The 17,479-nt window shown below is 75.8% G+C and carries 13 protein-coding genes and 1 pseudogene; 8 read left to right on the top strand and 6 right to left on the bottom strand.

The window, feature by feature from the left end; translation table 11 throughout:
* Nucleotides 1-10: 10 nt before the first annotated feature.
* A complete protein-coding gene (locus CLV72_RS03415) occupies nt 11-694 on the bottom strand; it encodes an NUDIX hydrolase (RefSeq protein ID WP_106239009.1) in 684 nt (227 codons plus the stop codon).
* 161 nt (nt 695-855) lie between these two features.
* On the opposite strand from CLV72_RS03415, the gene nadA reads away from it, so the two are divergent.
* Both nadA and CLV72_RS03405 read left to right on the top strand, forming a co-directional pair.
* A complete protein-coding gene (gene nadA / locus CLV72_RS03410) occupies nt 856-1,908 on the top strand; it encodes a quinolinate synthase NadA (protein ID WP_106239006.1) in 1,053 nt (350 codons plus the stop codon).
* A 291-nt stretch (nt 1,909-2,199) separates the two neighbouring features.
* On the top strand, nt 2,200-3,594 hold the full coding sequence (locus tag CLV72_RS03405) for a sigma-70 family RNA polymerase sigma factor (RefSeq protein ID WP_106239002.1): 1,395 nt from the start codon (nt 2,200-2,202) through the stop codon (nt 3,592-3,594).
* An 8-nt stretch (nt 3,595-3,602) separates the two neighbouring features.
* Here CLV72_RS03405 and CLV72_RS03400 read toward each other — a convergent pair whose 3' ends face one another.
* Nucleotides 3,603-4,193, bottom strand: a complete 591-nt coding sequence (locus tag CLV72_RS03400; RefSeq protein WP_245929837.1) for a TetR family transcriptional regulator — start codon at nt 4,191-4,193, stop codon at nt 3,603-3,605.
* Nucleotides 4,194-4,691: 498 nt separating this feature from the next.
* Here CLV72_RS03400 and CLV72_RS03395 point away from each other — a divergent pair, with 498 nt between their 5' ends.
* The 3 genes from CLV72_RS03395 to CLV72_RS03385 are packed head-to-tail and all read left to right on the top strand — an operon-like array spanning nt 4,692 to nt 7,868.
* Nucleotides 4,692-5,954, top strand: a complete 1,263-nt coding sequence (locus CLV72_RS03395; RefSeq protein WP_106238994.1) for a glycosyltransferase family 4 protein — start codon at nt 4,692-4,694, stop codon at nt 5,952-5,954.
* A 56-nt stretch (nt 5,955-6,010) separates the two neighbouring features.
* Nucleotides 6,011-6,787 carry a class I SAM-dependent methyltransferase gene (locus CLV72_RS03390; RefSeq protein WP_106238955.1) on the top strand — a complete coding sequence of 259 codons (777 nt, stop codon included), beginning with the start codon at nt 6,011-6,013 and terminating at the stop codon, nt 6,785-6,787.
* A complete protein-coding gene (locus tag CLV72_RS03385; RefSeq protein WP_106238951.1) occupies nt 6,774-7,868 on the top strand; it encodes a prenyltransferase in 1,095 nt (364 codons plus the stop codon). The genes CLV72_RS03390 and CLV72_RS03385 overlap by 14 nt, the downstream gene beginning before the upstream one ends.
* A 13-nt stretch (nt 7,869-7,881) precedes the next feature.
* Here the strand turns inward: CLV72_RS03385 and CLV72_RS03380 are convergent, their stop codons facing one another.
* The 3 genes from CLV72_RS03380 to CLV72_RS03370 form a co-directional block, all read right to left on the bottom strand.
* Entirely contained in the window at nt 7,882-11,730 is a 3,849-nt protein-coding gene (locus tag CLV72_RS03380) for a transglycosylase domain-containing protein (protein WP_106238946.1), read from the bottom strand.
* 292 nt (nt 11,731-12,022) lie between these two features.
* Nucleotides 12,023-12,652, bottom strand: coding sequence for a class I SAM-dependent methyltransferase (locus CLV72_RS03375; RefSeq protein WP_106238943.1), 630 nt, complete (start codon nt 12,650-12,652; stop codon nt 12,023-12,025).
* 131 nt (nt 12,653-12,783) lie between these two features.
* Nucleotides 12,784-13,992, bottom strand: a complete 1,209-nt coding sequence (locus tag CLV72_RS03370) for an erythromycin esterase family protein (RefSeq protein WP_106238939.1) — start codon at nt 13,990-13,992, stop codon at nt 12,784-12,786.
* Between the two features lie 58 nt (nt 13,993-14,050).
* Between CLV72_RS03370 and CLV72_RS03365 the strand changes: the two genes are divergently transcribed.
* The 3 genes and pseudogenes from CLV72_RS03365 to CLV72_RS03355 all read left to right on the top strand — a co-directional run.
* On the top strand, nt 14,051-14,782 hold the full coding sequence (locus tag CLV72_RS03365; protein ID WP_106238935.1) for a TioE family transcriptional regulator: 732 nt from the start codon (nt 14,051-14,053) through the stop codon (nt 14,780-14,782).
* A gap of 99 nt (nt 14,783-14,881) precedes the next feature.
* Nucleotides 14,882-15,853: an NAD(P)-dependent alcohol dehydrogenase gene (locus CLV72_RS03360; protein WP_211302675.1), complete on the top strand. Its 972-nt coding sequence runs from the start codon at nt 14,882-14,884 to the stop codon at nt 15,851-15,853.
* 133 nt (nt 15,854-15,986) lie between these two features.
* Nucleotides 15,987-16,202 (top strand): annotated as a pseudogene (locus tag CLV72_RS03355) (cupin domain-containing protein); the annotation flags it as partial.
* 20 nt (nt 16,203-16,222) lie between these two features.
* Here the strand turns inward: CLV72_RS03355 and CLV72_RS03350 are convergent.
* Nucleotides 16,223-17,374: a pyridoxal phosphate-dependent aminotransferase gene (locus CLV72_RS03350; RefSeq protein WP_245929918.1), complete on the bottom strand. Its 1,152-nt coding sequence runs from the start codon at nt 17,372-17,374 to the stop codon at nt 16,223-16,225.
* Nucleotides 17,375-17,479: the final 105 nt, after the last annotated feature.

Here is a 17,479-nt window from a genome sequence, read left to right as displayed (position 1 = left end):
CGGTCCCGGCTCAGCCCACCTGCGGCGCGATCCGCCCGGGCGGGCGCAGCACCGCGAACGCGTCGGTGACCTCCAGCTCGCGCACCCGGAAGCGGTAGAGCGCGGCCGGTCGGCCACCATAGCGCCCCGGCGGCGCCGAGGCGCCGGTGGGTTGGATCTGGCCGCGGCGCAGCAGCACCCGCTGCAGGTTGGTGGCCGAGACCTCGTAGCCCAGCGCGGCGCGGTAGTAGTCGGTCAGCTCCGACAGGGTGAAGACGGGCGGGGCGAGCGCGAAGCCGATATTGGTGTAGGAGAGCTTGGAGCGCAGCCGCCGGCGGCCGGAGTCGACCAGCTCGGCATGGTCGAAGGCCATGTCGGGCAGCCGGTCGGCCGGGTGCCAGCGGGTGTCCTCGGGGGTCAGCGGGTCGACGCCGGCCGGGATCAGGCCCAGGTAGGCGGTGGCCAGCACCCGGGTGAGCGGGTGGCGGTCGGGGGCGCCGCGCGTCTCCAGCTGCTCCAGGTGGGTGAGCTCGCGCACGTCCACCTTCTGCTTGAGCTGGCGCCTGATGGACGGCCCCAGCCCCTCGGCGACGCCCAGCGCGCCGCCGGGCAGCGCCCAGCCGCCCTCGTACGGCGGCCGTGCTCTCTGCCACAGCAGCACCGACAGGACGTGGTCACGCACCTGCAGCACGACGGCCAGCACCTCGTGGCCCATCCCCTCCACCAGCACACCCGTATGTTAGGGTACGCTGGGTTTTCGACCAGAAGTCGAAAACATCTGAGACGAGGAACGGCCGTCGAACGGCAGGAGAAATCCGGGCGCCCCCGCCCGCCTCCGCCCGGCGGCCGGACGAGCACAGCCCGCGGAGGCCGGCCATGAGCAGCCAGACGATCCAGCCGCCGGCGCACGACGCGCCGGACGCAGCAGAGCCCGAGGGCAGAGCCGGCGCGCTCGACGGCCCGGCCTTCGAGGAGTGGGCCGACCAGGTCCGCACCGCCGCGCGGGCGCGCGACGCGGTGATCCTGGCCCACAACTACCAGCGGCCCGAGATCCAGCGCGTCGCCGACCACGTCGGCGACTCCCTGGCGCTGTCCCGGCTGGCCGCCACCGCCAGCGCGGGCACCATCGTCTTCTGCGGCGTGCACTTCATGGCCGAGACGGCCAAGATCCTCTCCCCCGGCAAGACCGTGCTGCTGCCCGAGCCCGAGGCGGGCTGCTCGCTGGCCGACACCATCACCGCCGACGACGTCCGCGCCTGGAAGGCCGAGCACCCCGGCGCCGCCGTGGTGGCGTACGTGAACACCACCGCCGCGGTCAAGGCCGAGACCGACGTCTGCTGCACCTCCTCCAACGCCGCCGACGTCATCCGGTCCATCCCCGCCGAGCAGGAGATCCTGTTCCTGCCCGACCAGTTCCTCGGCGCGCACGTGCGCCGGGTGACCGGCCGCGACAACATCCACGTCTGGATGGGCGAGTGCCACGTCCACGCCGGCATCGACGGCGCCACCCTGCGCGAGCGGGTGGCGGCCGAGCCCGACGCCGAGCTCTACGTCCACCCCGAGTGCGGCTGCGCCACCTCGGCGCTGTACCTGGTCGGCGCGGGCACGGTGCCGGCCGAGCGGGTCAAGGTGCTGTCCACCGGCGGTATGGCCGCCGCGGCCCGGAGCACCACCGCCAAGAAGGTGCTGGTCGCCACCGAGACGGGCATGCTGCACCAGCTGCGCGCCCTCAACGGCGACACCGTCTTCGAGCCGGTCAACTCGCGCGCCGAGTGCCGGTACATGAAGATGATCACACCGGCCAAGCTGCTGCGGGCGGTGCGCGAGGGTGTCACCGAGATCACCCTGGACGAGGAGACCGCCCGGCGCGCCCGGCGCTCGGTGGAGCGGATGATCGAGATCGGGCAGCCCTCGCGCGGCGGCGAGTGACCCTCCGGCCGCCGGAGGGCGGAAACGGCCGGATGCGGCCGGAGAAACAGAGAAAGGCCAGGGGAAAGCGCATTCGGCGCCGCTTGCGCGCTTTGGTCACGAAACGACCGTCATAGCGGCAAAGGATCCCGTAAGATCGCACCGACCCCGAGGTCAGATTGCACACAAACGGCCCCCGAACCCCGGTCCGCCACCAGCGTCACGGATGATTCCCGTGTTTCCGGCTCATCGCGGCCCGGGCGTGGAAACGCGGCCGCCAGGGGCCACGGGGGCACGCGGGAAGGGCCAGAGGTGTCCACGAACGACGAGAACGGGGACGGCGCCGCGGCGACCACCGGCGCGTGGCTGGTGGAGCACCTGCGCGACGACCACGGCCACGAGGACCTGTACGACAAGTTCGGGTCCCAGATCTACCGGTACTGCTGGGCCATGCTCGGCCCCAGCCACTTCGCCGCCATCGACGGCGACCAGCTCGACGGCGCCTCCTCGGCGCTGCGCGAGACCTTCCTGGCCGCCGTCGGCCATATCGGCCGGCTCGGCGACCAGACCATGCTGCGGCCGTGGCTGTTCGCGCTGGCCCGCACCGCCTGCCTGCGCCGCGGCTTCGCCGAGCGCTCGCCCTACGCCGGGCTGGCCACGATCGCGGCCGAGCGCCCGCTGGTGCGGGCGCTGTCGGTGCTCTCCCCCAGCGACCGCGACGTGCTCGAGCTCTCCGCCCGCCACCGCCTGGCCGGCGAGCAGCTCGGCAAGGTGCTCGGGCTGCCCGCCGAGACCGCCGACCGCCTCGCCGCGGCCGCGCTGCGGCGCGTCTCGCGCGAGCTGAAGGCCGGCGGCTTCCCCGGGCTGGCCGAGGCCGACCTCCTCAGCGAGCCCGACCCCGACCGCCTGGACGACATCGTCGGCCTGCTCGACCTGCTGCCGCCGCCGCGGCCGCCCCGGGCGCTGCGCTCGCTGGTGCTGCTGGCCAGCAACGACGCCGGGCACGCCGCCGAGCGCGCCGCCGCGGCCGAGCGGGTGCGCCCGCTGGGCCCCGACGGCTTCCCGCTGCACCTGGACCGCACCGAGCCGCCGCTGCCGGAGGAGGCCGCCGACACCGGCGACCTCCCCGCCGTGCCGGTGGTCCCGGCGCCCGGCGACCTCGATGCCGACCCCTGGCTCGCCGCCGAGGGCGCCGAGCCGCCCGACCTCGGCGGCGACCCCGACGACGACCGCTACGCCGCCCCGCCCCCGCGCCGCGGCCGCTGGACGGCTCCGGCGGCCGCCGGGCTGCTCACCGTGGTCGCGGCCCTGGGCATCTGGGGCGCCAGCGCGCTGTTCAGCGACGACTCACCGAGCAGCGCGGTGGCCGAGGACATCGGCGAGGGGCCCGACCGCGTGTCGGCCACCTCCGCCCCCTCCTCCGAACCGGCCTCCGCGCCGCCAGGCCCCGAGCAGCCGCAGCCGCTCGGCGACCCCGGCGCGGGCGAGGGCGGCGCGGGCGAGGAGGCGCCGGTCGCGGAGGTGCGGACCACCGCGGCCGAGGAGCCGCAGACGCCGTCGGAGCCCTCGGCCGAGGACTCCGGCTCCACCAGCCCGGAACCCGACCCCTCGGGCAGCTCCGAGCCCGATGACGACGGCGGCGGCGTCTTCGAGGACATCCTGGACGGCCTGCTCGGCGGCCTGATGGGCGACCGCTCCGAGCCCTAGGGCGCGGCTCAGCCGAGCAGGCGGCGCGCGGTGATCTCCAGGCGGAGCTGCGCCTGGTCGAGCGTGCGCCGGCCCCTGAGCACCTCGGCCAGCTCCATCACCCACACCCCGGCCAGGGAGTCGGCCAGCACGAGCTCGGCGTGGTCGGGCTCGGCCGGCCCGCCGCCGGGCCCGGCCGAGACGCGCAGCACCAGCCGGCTCACCCCGGCGCCGATGTCGGTCTCCGGCCCGGCGGCCAGCAGCGAGCGCACCACCGCGTCGGCCAGTTCGGGTTCGCGCATCAGCCCGCGCGCCGCCCGCATCAGCACCTCGACCACCTGCCCGGCGGGGTCGCCCGCCTGGGGCGGGCGGCGCCGGATGCCCTCCTCGAGCAGCGCCAGCTCCTCGGAGGCGACCGCCGCCAGCAGGTGCATCTTGGAGGGGAAGTACCGGTAGAGGGTGCCGATCGCGACGGCGGCGCGCTTGGCGACGGTGCGCATCTGCATGTTCTCCACGCCGCCGCGCGAGGCGAGGGCGGCCGCGGCCTGCACGATGCGCCGCCTGCGCTCGTGCTGGCCCCGGGTGTCGCGAGGCCGCAACTCCACCGCAGGACCGCTCACCGTCGTGCCCCCTCGGGTCTCCACTGGCGCCGATCGCGTCCTTCGGACCGGCCCGGGCGGCAAAACAGGTCGTGCACCAGGCGCGGCCCCGTCCGCGTCAGGGCCAGCTTATCCTGGCACGCGTTCTCGAACGCCTGCGCCGAGGTGACTCTTACGTAGAGAAAGCACCATATTCGGCACACCGAGCCCAGTGGAACATGTTCTAGTTCGAGCCGCACGCGGCCGCCGGTGCGCGGCGCGGGCGGCCCCGGGCGTCCGCGCCGGGGGCGCCGAAAACTAGAATCTTGTTCGGCCCGCTCGCGCGCCGGCCCGGCCGGCGCCGCCCGCGGCGGCGAGCGGATCGGATCGGCGGCGCACAGGTCGGCTAAGGTCAGTCTTCATCAGCGCGGCAACCGGAATGTCCGCACCGTCCGGCCGAGCGCGCGCCATGGGGCGAAGAGGGGTGGTTCGTGCGCGGGAACCTGTCGGCCGGACCGGATCTGGCCGGGTGAGGCGGCGATGACCCACCCCCTGCGCATCGCGCTGCTGTCGTACCGCAGCAAGCCGCACAGCGGCGGACAGGGCGTCTACGTCCGCCACCTCTCCCGCGAACTCGCCGCGCTCGGCCACCGCGTCGAGGTCTTCTCCGGCCAGCCCTACCCGGAGCTCGACCCCGGCCCCCTGCTGAACCGGGTGCCCAGCCTCGACCTCTACCGGGACGACGACCCCTTCCGCACCCCGCCGCTGAGCCACTGGCGCGACGGCATCGACGCCGTCGAGGTCGCCACCATGTGGACGGCCGGCTTCCCCGAACCGCTCACCTTCTCGCTGCGCGCCCTGCGCGCGCTGCGCCACCGCGCCGACCTCGACGTGGTCCACGACAACCAGACCCTCGGCTACGGCATGCTCGGGCTGGTCCGGCTCGGCTTCCCGCTGGTCACCACCATCCACCACCCCATCACGGTCGACCGCCGCATCGAGCTTGAGTCGGCGACCGGCTGGCAGCGGCTCGGCAAGCGCCGCTGGTACGGCTTCGTCCGGATGCAGGGCCGGGTGGCCCGCCGCGTCGGCCCGATCCTGGTGCCCTCCCGCTCCTCCGCCGACGACGTCTCCCGCGAGTTCGGGGTCGCGCCCGAGCGCCTCAGCGTGGTGCCGATGGGCGTGGACACCCGCTCCTTCCGCGAGCGGCCCGAGGTGGAGCGGGTGCCCGGCCGCATCGTCACGGTGGCCAGCGCCGACAGCCCGCTCAAGGGCGTCGCCACCCTGCTGCGCGCGCTCGCCAAGCTCGCCACCGAGCGCGAGGTCTCCCTGATCGTGGTCGGCCGCCCCAACGAGGGCGGCGCCACCGACCGGCTGGTGGACGCCCTGTCGCTGCGCGGCCGGGTCGAGTTCGTGCAGGGCATCGACGACGACGCCCTGGCCAGGCTGCTGGCCAGCGCGCAGGTGGCGGTGGTGCCCTCCCTCTACGAGGGCTTCTCGCTGCCCGCCGTGGAGGCGATGGCCTGCGCCACCCCGCTGGTGGCCAGCAGGGCCGGGGCGCTGCCCGAGGTGGTGGGCGAGGCCGCCGTGCTGGTCGCCCCCGGCGACGACGCCGAGCTCGCGGCGGCCGTCGGCGCCCTGCTGGACGATCCCGAGGCGCGCCGCAGGCTCGGCCGCGCCGCCTGGGAGCGCGTCCAGCGCCGCTACACCTGGCGTGCGGTCGCCGAGGCGACCGCCGAGCGCTACCGCGAGGCGGCCGACCGGCGCCCGGCCGCCCGCCGCCGGCCCGCGCCCGCGGGCTGAGCGGACCCGGCCGGCACCACCCCCAGTTGCGGCAGGACCCGTGAGAGAGGAGCGGCGTGCTCACCGTCGATTTCAACCGGTTCCCGGTACGGCCCGGCGACCGCGTGCTTGACCTGGGCTGCGGCGGCGGCCGGCACGCCTTCGAGCTCTACCGGCGCGGCGCCGCCGTCGTCGCCTTCGACCGCGACGAGGCCGAACTGGCCGGCGTCGCCGGCATGTTCGCCGCGATGCGCGCCGAGGGCGAGGCCCCCGAGGGCGCCCGGGCCGAAGCGGTCGCGGGCGACGCCCTGGCGCTGCCCTTCCCCGACGGCTCCTTCGACCGGGTGGTGGCCGCCGAGATCCTGGAGCACATCCCCGACGACACCCGCGCGATGGCCGAGCTGTTCCGGGTGCTGCGGCCGGGCGGGATCGCGGCCGTCACCGTGCCCTCGTGGCTGCCCGAACGGGTCTGCTGGGCGCTGTCGGAGGAGTACCACACCGTCGAGGGCGGCCACATCCGCATCTACACCCGCGCCGAGCTGGAGGCCAAGCTCAAGGCGGCCGGCTTCCGGATCGGGCCGCACCACCACGCCCACGCCCTGCACGCCCCGTACTGGTGGATCAAGTGCGCGGTGGGCGTCGACGCCGACGAGCATCCCGCCGCCCGGCTCTACCACCGGCTGCTGGTGTGGGACATCATGAAGCGCCCCTGGCTGACCCGCTCGGCGGAGCGGCTGCTCAACCCGCTGATCGGCAAGAGCGTCGTCGTCTACCTGCGCCGGCCGCCCGCCCCGCCGCGGCGGGGCGCGGACAAGGCGGCCGAGGGCGCGGGCCTGGCCCATGCCGCTGCCTGAGGTCCCCGAGGTACCCGGCGCCCTCAGCGCCGGGCAGCTGCTCACCACGGCCCGCTACCTGCTCGCGGTCCAGGAGCCCTCCGGCGCGATCCCGTGGTTCCCCGGGGGGCGGCTGGACCCGTGGGACCACGTGGAGTGCGCGATGGCGCTCACCGTCGCCGGCCACCGGGCCGAGGCGGTGCGCGCCTATGAGTGGCTGGCCGCGATGCAGCGGCCCGACGGCTCCTGGCCCGCCGCCTACCGGCGCGGCGGCTCCGACCGCGTCTCCGACCCCACCCGCGAGGCCAACCAGACCGCGTACCTGGCCACCGGCGTCTGGCACCACCTGCTGGTCACCGGCGACACCGGCGCGGCGACCCGGCTGTGGCCGGCGGTGCGGCGCGCGCTGGAGTTCGTGCTGGCCCTCCAGGCGCCGCGCGGCGAGGTGCGCTGGGCGCGCGGACCCGACGGCTCCCCCGCCCCGTTCGCGCTGCTCACCGGCTGCTCCAGCGTGTACCACGCGCTGCGCTGCGGCGTCGCGCTGGGCGAGCGCCTGGACGATCCGCAGCCGGGCTGGGAGCTGGCCGCCGACCGGCTCGGCCACCTCGTCGCCGAGCACGAGGACGTCTTCGCCGACCGCTCCCGCTACTCGATGGACTGGTACTACCCGGTGCTGGGCGGCGCGGTGCGCGGGGCGGCGGCACGCGAGCGCTTCCACCGGCGCTGGTCGGAGTTCGTGGTACGCGGGCTCGGCGCCCGCTGCGTCAGCGACCAGCCGTGGGTGACGGCCGCCGAGAGCTCGGAGCTGGTGCTGGCCCTGGACGCCGCCGGCCTGCGCGGACCGGCGCTGCGGCTCTTCCGCGACATCCAGCACCTGCGCGACGAGACCGGCGCCTACTGGACCGGCTACCAGTTCGCCAATGACGTGCGCTGGCCGGTGGAGCGCACCACCTGGACCTCGGCCGCGGTCATCCTGGCCGCCGACGCGCTCAGCGGCGCCACCCCGGGCTCGGCGCTGTTCCGCGCGCCCACCGACCGCCCGCTGGAGCGGCCGGCCGCCCCCGACCCCGCGGCCTGCGGCTGCGGGGTGCGGGTGGCCTGAGGGCGCCGGGCCGCTACTGGTCCTCCCGGCGGGCGCCGTCGTCGGGCGGCCAGATGGGCGGCTCGCCGGTCGGCTCCGGGTCGGGACCCGGCTCCGTGGTCGGGGACCCGGGGTCGGGCTCGGTCGGGATGCTGGGCTCGGGCTCGGGCTCCACCGGGCCGGGGTCGGTGGTGCCGGGGTCCGGCTCGGGCACGGTGCCGTCGTCCGGCGCGGGCGCCTGGGTGGTCGGCGCGGGCGCCGGCGCCAGCGAGCGGTCGCCGCCGCCCCAGACCGGTTCGGGGAAGCTCTCCACCTCCTGGCCGTCCATGGCGGCGGTCATGTAGGTGCGGAAGACGTCGGCGGGCAGGGTGCCGCCGGTGAGGCTGTAGTAGCCGGGGATGCCGGTGATCTCCTGGTTGTCGCGCTGGTAGATCGCGACGGCGGTGGACAGCTGCGGGGTGTAGCCGACGAACCAGACCGCCGCGCTGCTGTCGGTGGTGCCGGTCTTGCCGGCCACCGGGCGCCCGTCGGGCAGCGCCGCGCCGGTGCCGGTGCCGCGCTGCACCACCTGGGTGAGCGCGTAGGTGGTGTCGGCGGCCACGCCCTCGTCCATCGCCCGCTCGCCCTCGACCCTGATTTCCTCGGTCTGCCCGGAGCGGTCGGTGATCGAGCGGATGACGTGGGGGTCGTACTGCACACCGCCGGAGGCGAAGGTGGCGAAGCCGCCGGCCTGCTCGACCGGGGTCATCGACGCCACCCCCAGCGCCAGGGTGGGCGCCTCGGCGTGCGGCTCCAGCCGCTGCGCCGGGATGCCCGCGCGCTCGGCCATCTCCACGACGTCGGCCAGCCCGGCCTCGACCGCCAGCTGGATGTAGCCGGTGTTCACCGAGTTCACCGTGCCCTGGAGCAGGGAGACGTTGCCGTAGCTGGTGCCGCCGTAGTTCTCCACCGGGCTGCCGTTGAAGACCTGGGGCGAGCTGGCGTTCATGAAGCTGTTCAGGCTGAAGCCCTGCTCCAGCGCCTCGGCCAGCACGTAGGGCTTGAAGCTGGAGCCGACCTGGGCGCTGCCGCGGAAGGCGGTGTCGAACTGGTCCTGCTCGTAGTCGCGGCCGCCGTAGAAGGCCCAGACCTCGCCGGTGCCCGGCTCCACCGAGGCGACGCCCACCAGGACCTCCTCGGAGGTGCCCTCGGGCAGCACCTCCCGCACCGCCTCCTCGGCGGAGGCCATCATGTCCTGGTCGAAGGTGGTGACGATCTCGTAGCCGCCGCGGTTGATGTCGTCCTCGGTGTAGCCGCGCTGCTCCAGCTCGCTGAGGGCCTGCTGCCACATGTACCCGGTCTGCCCGCCCAGGTCGACCAGCGGCTCCTGCTCCTGGGGCAGCGGGAACTCCATCGCCGCCGCCTCCGCCTGGGTGACCGAGCCCATGGTGACCAGGCCGTCGACCACATAGCGCCAGCGGGCCTCCTCGGCCGGCAGGTGACTCTCGTCGGCCTCGCCGAAGGCGGTGGGCTGCTGGATGGCGGCGGCCAGGAAGGCCGACTCGTCGGGGGTCAGCTCACCGACGCCCTTGCCGAAGTAGGCGTGCGCCGCCGCCTCGATGCCGTAGGCGCCCCGGCCGAAGTAGATCGTGTTGAGGTAGCGCTCCAGGATCCAGTCCTTGGTGCGCTCCTGGTCGACCTTGATCGCGATGACGATCTCGGCCAGCTTGCGCTGGACCGTCTGCTCCTGGCTCAGGCCCTCGTAGTAGTTGCGCACCATCTGCTGGGTGATGGTGGAGCCGCCCTGCACCTGCTCGCCGGTGACGGTGGACCACAGTGCCCGCATCGTGCCGGTGACGGACACGCCCGGCTCGCTGTAGAAGTCGCGGTTCTCGGCGGACAGCACGGCGTTGCGGACGTGCTCGGGCACCTCGTCCAGGCTCACCGGGCGGCGGTCGATGCCCTGGCGGGCCAGCACGGTCTCGCCGTCGCGGTAGTAGAAGACGGAGCCCTCGTACTCGGCGGAGGGCTGCACGGCGTCGGGCACGTCGATGGCGGCGTAGGCGACGCCGAAGGCTGCCAGGCCCGCCACCATCACCGCCCCCACCAGGCTGGCGGCCCAGATGCCGATCCTGGCGGCCAGCGGCCGGTGCCGCCTGGGCCGCCGGGGACGGTCGCCACCGCCGCCCGAGGCGGCGTCCGCGTCGTCGCCGGGCGGCTCCGGCGGGCCGCCGCCGGGGCGCATCGGCCGGTTGGGGCCGGTGTCGGAGAGCCGAGGGTCGTCGGGCGAGCGCGGGGTGACCGGCGGCTCGCCGCCGGCCGCCGCGGCGGCCGCGGCCGCCACGGGGGTCTCGGCGCGGTCGCCGGCGTCGGTGCCAGAGGTGTCGCCGTCCGGGGTTCCGGCGGTGCGGTCGCCGTCGTCGACGGCTCCGGCCGTGTAGCCCTCGACGCCCGCCGGGCCGAAGGGCGTCCGCGCCCGGGTGCGGGTGCCGAAGTCGTCGGCGTCGGGCTCGTCCGCCCCGCTGCCGAAGGCGCCGTAGCCCTGGCCCGCGGCCGCGGCGCCGGGCTCGTCGGCGTCGTCGGGCTCGGGCTCGAGGTCGCCCGGGATCCGGAAGGGCTTCGACGCGCCCCACTCCGCGGCGGGCTCGTCCGCCTCAGGGCCGCCGAAGGCGCCGTACCCGGCCGGCTCCCCGGCGTTGGACGGCGCGGACGCGTCCCAGGCGGAGCCCGGCCGGATGTCCGCGTCGCCATCGTCGGAGCCGTCCATCGGCGCGGACGACGCCCACGCCGAACCGGGGCGCTCGGCGTCGGTGGTGTCGGCGTCGGCGTTCTCGGCGGCCGTGGCCGCGGCGCTCGGAGCCGGCGCCTCCCAGGCCGGGCTCGGACGCGCCTCCGCGCCGTCGTCGTCGGACGCCTCCAGCGGAGCCGGCGACGCCCACACCGAACCGGTGCCGACGACCGGGTCCGCACCGGCGTCCGCGAGGCCGTCCGAGGCGGCGGGCGGGGCCGGCGCGTCCCAGGCGGCGTCCGGGCGGGCGGCCGCGTCATCACCGTCGGACACCTCAAGCGGAATCGGCGACGGGTCGGCGCCGGAGCGGTCCGCGCCCGGGTCCTCGCCGTGCTCGAACGGACCGGCGTCGGAGCGGGCGCCGGAGTCGTCGGCCTGATCGGCGCCGCCCCAGGGCGTCCCGGAGCCGCTCCAGTCGGCGCCGTCGTCCAGCGGCTCCGCGTCGGAGCGGGGATCGAAGTGCTCGGCCACCAGGTCGGCGTCGTCATCGTCCGCCGGGACCGACCAGCCGGCGCTCGGATCGGCGGCGGGCTCGCCGGCGTCCGGCCCGTGCCCGTGGGAGCCGTTGGCGGTGCCGGGCGCCGGGCCCGCGCCGTTGCCCGCGGCGCCGTCGGCGCGGGCGTCGAAGTCGCCGAGGGCCAGGCCGGCCTCGCCGCCGTCCTCCTCGGGGGCGGCGGGCGTCCCGCCGGAGTCCGCGGCCGCGTCGTCGGAGCCGGAGGCCCGCGGATCCGGGTCCGCGCCGCCATCGGCCGGAGCGCCGGATCCGCCGAACGGAGTGGACGCGCTCCAGCCGTCGCCGGACCCGGCGGAGGGGTCCCAGCGCGGCGGGGCGCCCTCGGCGCCGTCCTCGGCGGAGCCGCGGTCGGCGGGCCCGCCGGCAGCGCCCGGTGCGCCGAAGGGCGTCGCGGGGCCTCGCTCGTCCGCGTCGTCGGGTTCCCGGCCTGCGGCAGGCTCGGGCTCGGGCGTCAGGCCGCCGGCGTCGGGGGCGCCGCCGTCGCTCTTGGCCGGCCTGCTGAACCAGCCGAGGTCGCGCCCGCTGCCGTCGGCACTCGGTTCGCCACGCCCCGCGGCGCCGTCACGCGGGTCGGGACCGGCACTGTTCTCGTTCGCACTCAAGACTCGGATTCCCCCGGCGGAGCTGTCCTGCGTCGGCTGACGGACGCGGATGCCTGCGCGGACCGCGCTTCTGCATGAGGTGACACCATCTTCACCAGTTGGACGCGTCAAGGCCCGCGTTAGATGACCCTACCTGTCCGCACCGCCTTTCCCGTCCGGATTCCAGCCCGTCGAGCGGCGTGGTTCGTCCCAAAATCGTGTCAATGACACGCCCGGACGGTTCCCGTTCTGCTTGTCGCCAAGGTCCGGACCGGGCTCCGCGCGGCGGCGGTGCCGGAGGGGCGCGCCCGGCTCAGGCGTCCGGTCCGGTGCGGCGGAGCAGCCGCAGCGAGCCGTGGACGGCGGTCTCGGCGAAGGCGCCGGAGTCGAGTGCGCGGCGGTAGACGCGGTACGGCGCCTGGCCGCCGTCGGCCGGGTCGGGGAAGACGTCGTGGATGGCGAGGGTGCCGCCCGGGGCGACGTGGTGGGCCCAGCCCTCGTAGTCGGCCCGGGCGGCCTCGTCGGTGTGGCCGCCGTCGATGAACAGCAGCCCGATCGGCACCCGCCACAGCCGGGCCACGTCGGCGGAGCGGCCGACGACGGCGATCACGGAGTCCTCCAGGCCGGCCGCGGTGATGGTGGCGCGGAAGGCGCCCAGGGTGTCGAGCCGTCCGGTCGCTGGGTCGACCAGGCTCGGGTCGTGGTACTCCCAGCCGGGCTGGTGCTCCTCGGAGCCCCGGTGGTGGTCGACGGAGACCACGACGCCCCCGGCCGCGCGGGCCGCCGCCCCGAGGTAGACCGAGGACTTGCCGCAGTAGCCGCCGATCTCCACGATCGGCCCGGCCCCGGCGGCCGCCGCGGCGGCGGCGTGCAGCGCCAGCGCCTCGTCCTCGGGCAGGAAGCCGCGTGCGGCCCGCGCCACCCGCAGCAGCTCCTCGGGCATCCCGCCCGCCGTACCGCCGGCCGTCGTCGTCACCGCCGCGTCGCCTCCATCCCCGGACCCGGGCGCCGCTCCGGTGCGCCTTCGGCCTTTCGCCCGAGTTTTCCACAGTCCGCGCCGCCCGCCGCGGGCGGCTACTCCCCGGGGAGGTCCTTGACGAAGACCATCGCGTCCATCCGGGCCAGCTGCGCCGGGTCCAGTGGGGCGTAGCCGTGGTACGGGGACCGGCGGGGCTCGGGCGGCGCCTCGCCGAAGGCGGCGGCGAGCCGGCGGGCGTCCACGACGCGGCGCTCACCGGGGAGCGCGTACAGGAGCCCTTCGAGGCTGTCCGGGGGCGGGGTGCCGACGCCCCGGTGCCGGATGGTGCCCACGGCGGTGGCCAGGAAGGCGTACCCCTGCCCGCCCATCCGGGCCTCCGCGATCGCGCCGGCGCTCCACCACTGCACCGGCGGCAGGTCCCACATGCGCATCGAGCTCTCGTCCCGCTGGAGGTGGGCGTTGTGGGCGAAGGCCAGGGTCGGGGCCCGCTCGGCGAGGGCGAGGAGGTTGTCCGCCATCATCTGGTCCCGCACGCCCAGCAGCCGCGCCATGCGGGCCGGCGAGGTGTCGGCCATCCAGTGGTGGTAGCGGAGCAGGCCGACGGCGGTGCGCCCGTACAGGCGCGCCCGGTCCCACTCGTCCCGCGAGGACGCCGCGATCAGCCGCGGCGCCTGCGCGTCGAGCAGCGCGACGAGTTCGTCGGCGAGCAGCCGCAGCCGGCGCGCCTCGGCCGACCGGCCCGCGGACCGGGACGGGTCCGTCATCGCGGCGGGGTCGGTCCACCGGTCGTCGGCGCCGAGCAGGCGGTCGAGCGCCGCCGCGGTGCAGGGCAGCAGCTCCGCGCCCACGTTCTCGGCGAGGTGGCCATGGAGTGCGGTGAGGGCCTGCCGGGGGCTCGCGGCGCCGGTGATCTCCAGCGGGCCGTCGAAGCCGGCGAAGCGCAGCCGCTCGGAGGCGGGCCGGCCGTCGTTGTAGGCGCGCATCCAGCGCACCAGCTCGCGGTTGGCGGCGCAGGCGCCGAAGCCGTGGCTGAACCCGTGCTCCATGGCCTCGTCGAGGGTGCCCGCGCCGGAGGCGAGGTGGTCGTCCACGGCCAGGCCCCTGAGGCAGTCGCTCTCGATCGCGATCGTCCGGTAGCCCTCCCGCTCGACCAGCTGCCGGAAGAGGCCGTTGCGGATGTCGAGCAGCAGGTCCTCCCCGTGGGTGGGCTCGCCCAGGGCGAGCAGCCGCGGCCGGCCCGGGAGCAGCGCCATGACGGAGGAGGAGTCGACGGGGTGGGCGGTGTCCTCGATGCCGGTGACCATGCCTTCAACGGTATCGTTGAACCTACGGTTGAATCCTTTCCGCGATACCGGCAGGATCATGGCGCAGAAGCTTAAAAGCATCGGTCGGCTCAGGCCGGTCGACCTGGCCCGTGGGCACGGCCTGTCCGCGCAGGCGGTCAGGAACTACGAGGCGGCCGGCATCCTCCCGGCCGCCGACCGCACCCCCCACGGCTACCGCGCCTACACCCCGCTGCACGCGCGGGCGCTGAGCGCCTTCCTCGCCCTGGTGCCCGGCCACGGCCATCAGACGGCGGCCGCGATCATGCGGGCCGTGAACCGGGGCGCGCTCGAAGAGGCCTTCCGCCTCATCGACGGCGGCCACGCCCAACTCCTGGACGACCGCCGCACCCTCCAGGCGGTGGAAGGCGCCCTGCGCGACCTGGAGGCCGGCGCGGACTCCGGACCGGCCGCGGCGGCCGGCCCCGGCGGCGCCTTCATCGGGCCGCTGGCGGCCAGGCTCGGCATCCGGCCGGCCACGCTGCGCAAATGGGAGCGCGCAGGACTGCTGCGCCCGGGCCGCGACCCGCGGACCGGCTACCGCGTCTACGACGAGGCCGGTGTGCGGGACGCCCGGCTGGTCCACCAGCTCAGGCGGGGCGGCTACCTGCTGGAGCAGATCGCCCCGCTGATCGACCGGGTGCGGGCGGCCGGCGGACTGGCGCCGCTGGAAGGCACCCTGCGCGACTGGCACGGCCGGCTGTCGGCCCGCGCACGCGCGATGCTGGCCGGGGCCGCCGAACTGGACGCCTACCTCCGCGCGCGCGGCTGAGCCGCGGCCGCCGTCCGGCCGCCCCGCGAGGACGCCGAACCGTGTCACGATTCGGGACGATCCGGGCGGCGCGGCGGCCGCCGCCCATAGTCTTCGGCCATGAAGGCAGCGGTGCACGACCGGTACGGGTCGCCGTCGGTGGTCCGGCTCGCCGAGGTGGAGACGCCCTCGGCCGGCGACCACGACGTCCTCGTGCGGGTGCACGCGACGACCGTCAACCGCACCGACTGCGCCTACCGCGCGGCCAAGCCCTTCTTCATGCGCGCGCTCACCGGCCTGCTCCGGCCGCGGCGCCCCGTGCTCGGCACCGAGTACGCGGGCGTGGTCGCGGCGGTCGGCGGCGGCGTCACCGCCTTCGCGGTCGGCGACCGCGTGTTCGGCTACAACGAGGGCGCCTTCGGAGCCCACGCCGAGTACCTGGCGGTGCCGCAGGACGGCGCCATCGCGCCGATGCCGCCGGACGCGTCCTTCGAGGCGGCCGCGTGCGCGACCGAGGGCGCGCACTACGCACTCGCCTTCATCCGGACGGCCGGCGTCCGGGCCGGCCAGGACGTCCTGGTCCACGGCGCCACCGGCGCCATCGGCTCGGCGGCGGTGCAGCTGCTCAAGCACCGCGGAGCGGCGGTCACCGCCGTCTGCGCCACCGCCCACCTCGACCTGGTGAAGGGCCTCGGCGCGGACCGCGTCGTCGACTACACGGCCCAGGACTTCACCGCGGACGAGCGGCGCTACGACGCGGTCTTCGACGCCGTCGGCAAGAGCACCTTCGCCCGCTGCAAGCGCCTCCTCAAGCCCGGCGGCGCCTACCTGTCCTCGGAGCCGGGCCCAGGGGCGCAGAACCTGCTGCTGTCGCTCGTCACCCCGCTGTTGCGCGGCCGCACGGTGAGGTTCCCCGTCCCGAGGCAGGACCAGGAGATGGTGCGGCACTTCGCGGACCTGCTCGGATCAGGCGCCTTCAAGCCGCTCATCGACCGCCGCTACCCGCTGGACCGGATCCCCGACGCCTACCGCTACGTCGAGACCGGCACCAAGACCGGCAACGTCGTGATCACGGTCGTAGCGGAGGGCTGAGCCCGGCCGGGTCGGGCCGGGGAGCCCGCCGGCGGCAGGAGCCCGCGCCCGCTCGTGCGGGGCGGCCGCGAGAACGCGGACCCGCCGACTTCGGTCGATTTCCACAACCTTCGTTGCCGATTCCGGGACGTTGCGGACCCACCCCGGCCACGAGTGGCTGTACGTGCTGCGCGGCCGGCTCCGGGTGCGGCTGGGCGACCAGGACTTCGTGATGGGGGCCGGCGAGGCGGCCGAGTTCGACTGCCGGACCCCGCACTGGTCCGGCGCCGCCGGTCGCGGCGGCGTCGAGGTGCTCAGCCTCTTCGGCCGGCAGGGCGAACGCATCCACCTCCGCACCCCGCGGCGCTAACGCGGGAGCCGGAAGCGCCGTCAGCTCCGCAAGCGCGCCAGCCGGGCCACGGCGTCGTCGATGACCTCGTCGCGCTTGCAGAAGGCGAAGCGCAGGTACGGGCGCCCCTCCTCGGCATCGTCGTAGAAGACCTGCGCGGGCACGCCGACCACCCCGCACAGCTCGGGGAGCCGGTGGGCCAGGGCGAGGCCGTCGTCGAAGCCGAGCGGCCGGATGTCGGTGAGCACGAAGTAGGTGCCCTGGGTGCCGAAGACGCGGAACCCGGCCTCGCGCAGGCCGGCGCTGAGGCGGTCGCGCTTGGCGGCCAGGCCGGTGGCGAGCCGGGCGATCCAGTCCTCCTGGGTCTCCAGCGCCTCCGCCACCGCCAACTGCAGGGCCGGGTTGGCGGTGTAGGTGAGGAACTGGTTGACGGTGCGCACGGCGTCGACCAGCTCGGGCGGGCCCATCACCCAGCCGGTCTTCCAGCCGGTCACCGAGAAGGTCTTGCCGGTGGAGGAGATCGCCAGGGTGCGCTCACGCATCCCGGGCAGCGTCGCCAGCGGTACGTGCTCGGCGCCGTCGTAGGTCAGGTACTCGTACACCTCGTCGGTGACCGCGACCAGGTCGTGCTCGCGGCACAGCTGCGCGATCACCGCCAGTTCCGCGGCGGTGAGCACGGTGCCGGTGGGGTTGTGCGGGGAGTTCACCAGCACGGCGCGGGTGCGCGGCCCCACCGCCGCGCGCAGCTCCTCGGGGTCGAAGGCGAAGCGCCCGCCCTCGCCGCCGCGCGGCCGCAGCGTGACGGGGCGGCGCACGCCGCCCGCCATGGCGATGGCGGCGGCGTAGGAGTCGTACATCGGCTCGAACAGCACGATCTCGTCGCCCGGCTCGGTGATGGCCAGGATCGCGGCGGCGATGCCCGCGGTGGCGCCGACGGTGACGTAGACCTCGCTCGCCGGGTCGTAGTCGAGCCCGTACCGCTCGCGCCGCGCCGCGGCGACGGCCCGGCGCAGTTCGGGCGTTCCCGGGCCGGGCGGGTACTGGTTCACGCCGCCGGTGATGCCCTCGGCCGCCCGCGCCAGCAGGGCGGGCGGGCCGTCGGTGTCGGGGAAGCCCTGGCCGAGGTTGATCGCGCCGGTCCGCTCGGCCAGTGCCGACATCTCGGCGAAGATCGTGGTGCCGAACCCGCGCATCCGGCTCACCAACCGCTGCGTCACGGCCGCCACCCTACCGGTCGCCCGGCCCGCGTCCAGGCGCGCGCCGCCGTCGCCGCACCGCCGGGCCGCGGCGGGCGGGTC

The organism is Allonocardiopsis opalescens, assembly GCF_003002095.1.
Lineage (GTDB): Bacteria > Actinomycetota > Actinomycetes > Streptosporangiales > Streptosporangiaceae > Allonocardiopsis > Allonocardiopsis opalescens.
The sequence above is the reverse complement of the archived record's forward strand: the minus strand, read 5'-3'. Positions and strand labels throughout refer to the sequence as shown.

Coding starts and splice junctions, on each gene's coding strand:
- CLV72_RS03415 (WP_106239009.1), bottom strand. CDS start 694: ATGGGCCACGAGGTGCTGGCCGTCGTGCTGCAGGTGCGTGACCACGTC.
- nadA (WP_106239006.1), top strand. CDS start 856: ATGAGCAGCCAGACGATCCAGCCGCCGGCGCACGACGCGCCGGACGCA.
- CLV72_RS03395 (WP_106238994.1), top strand. CDS start 4,692: ATGACCCACCCCCTGCGCATCGCGCTGCTGTCGTACCGCAGCAAGCCG.
- CLV72_RS03385 (WP_106238951.1), top strand. CDS start 6,774: ATGCCGCTGCCTGAGGTCCCCGAGGTACCCGGCGCCCTCAGCGCCGGG.
- CLV72_RS03375 (WP_106238943.1), bottom strand. CDS start 12,652: ATGCCCGAGGAGCTGCTGCGGGTGGCGCGGGCCGCACGCGGCTTCCTG.
- CLV72_RS03370 (WP_106238939.1), bottom strand. CDS start 13,992: ATGGTCACCGGCATCGAGGACACCGCCCACCCCGTCGACTCCTCCTCC.
- CLV72_RS03365 (WP_106238935.1), top strand. CDS start 14,051: ATGGCGCAGAAGCTTAAAAGCATCGGTCGGCTCAGGCCGGTCGACCTG.
- CLV72_RS03360 (WP_211302675.1), top strand. CDS start 14,882: ATGAAGGCAGCGGTGCACGACCGGTACGGGTCGCCGTCGGTGGTCCGG.
- CLV72_RS03350 (WP_245929918.1), bottom strand. CDS start 17,374: ATGCGCGGGTTCGGCACCACGATCTTCGCCGAGATGTCGGCACTGGCC.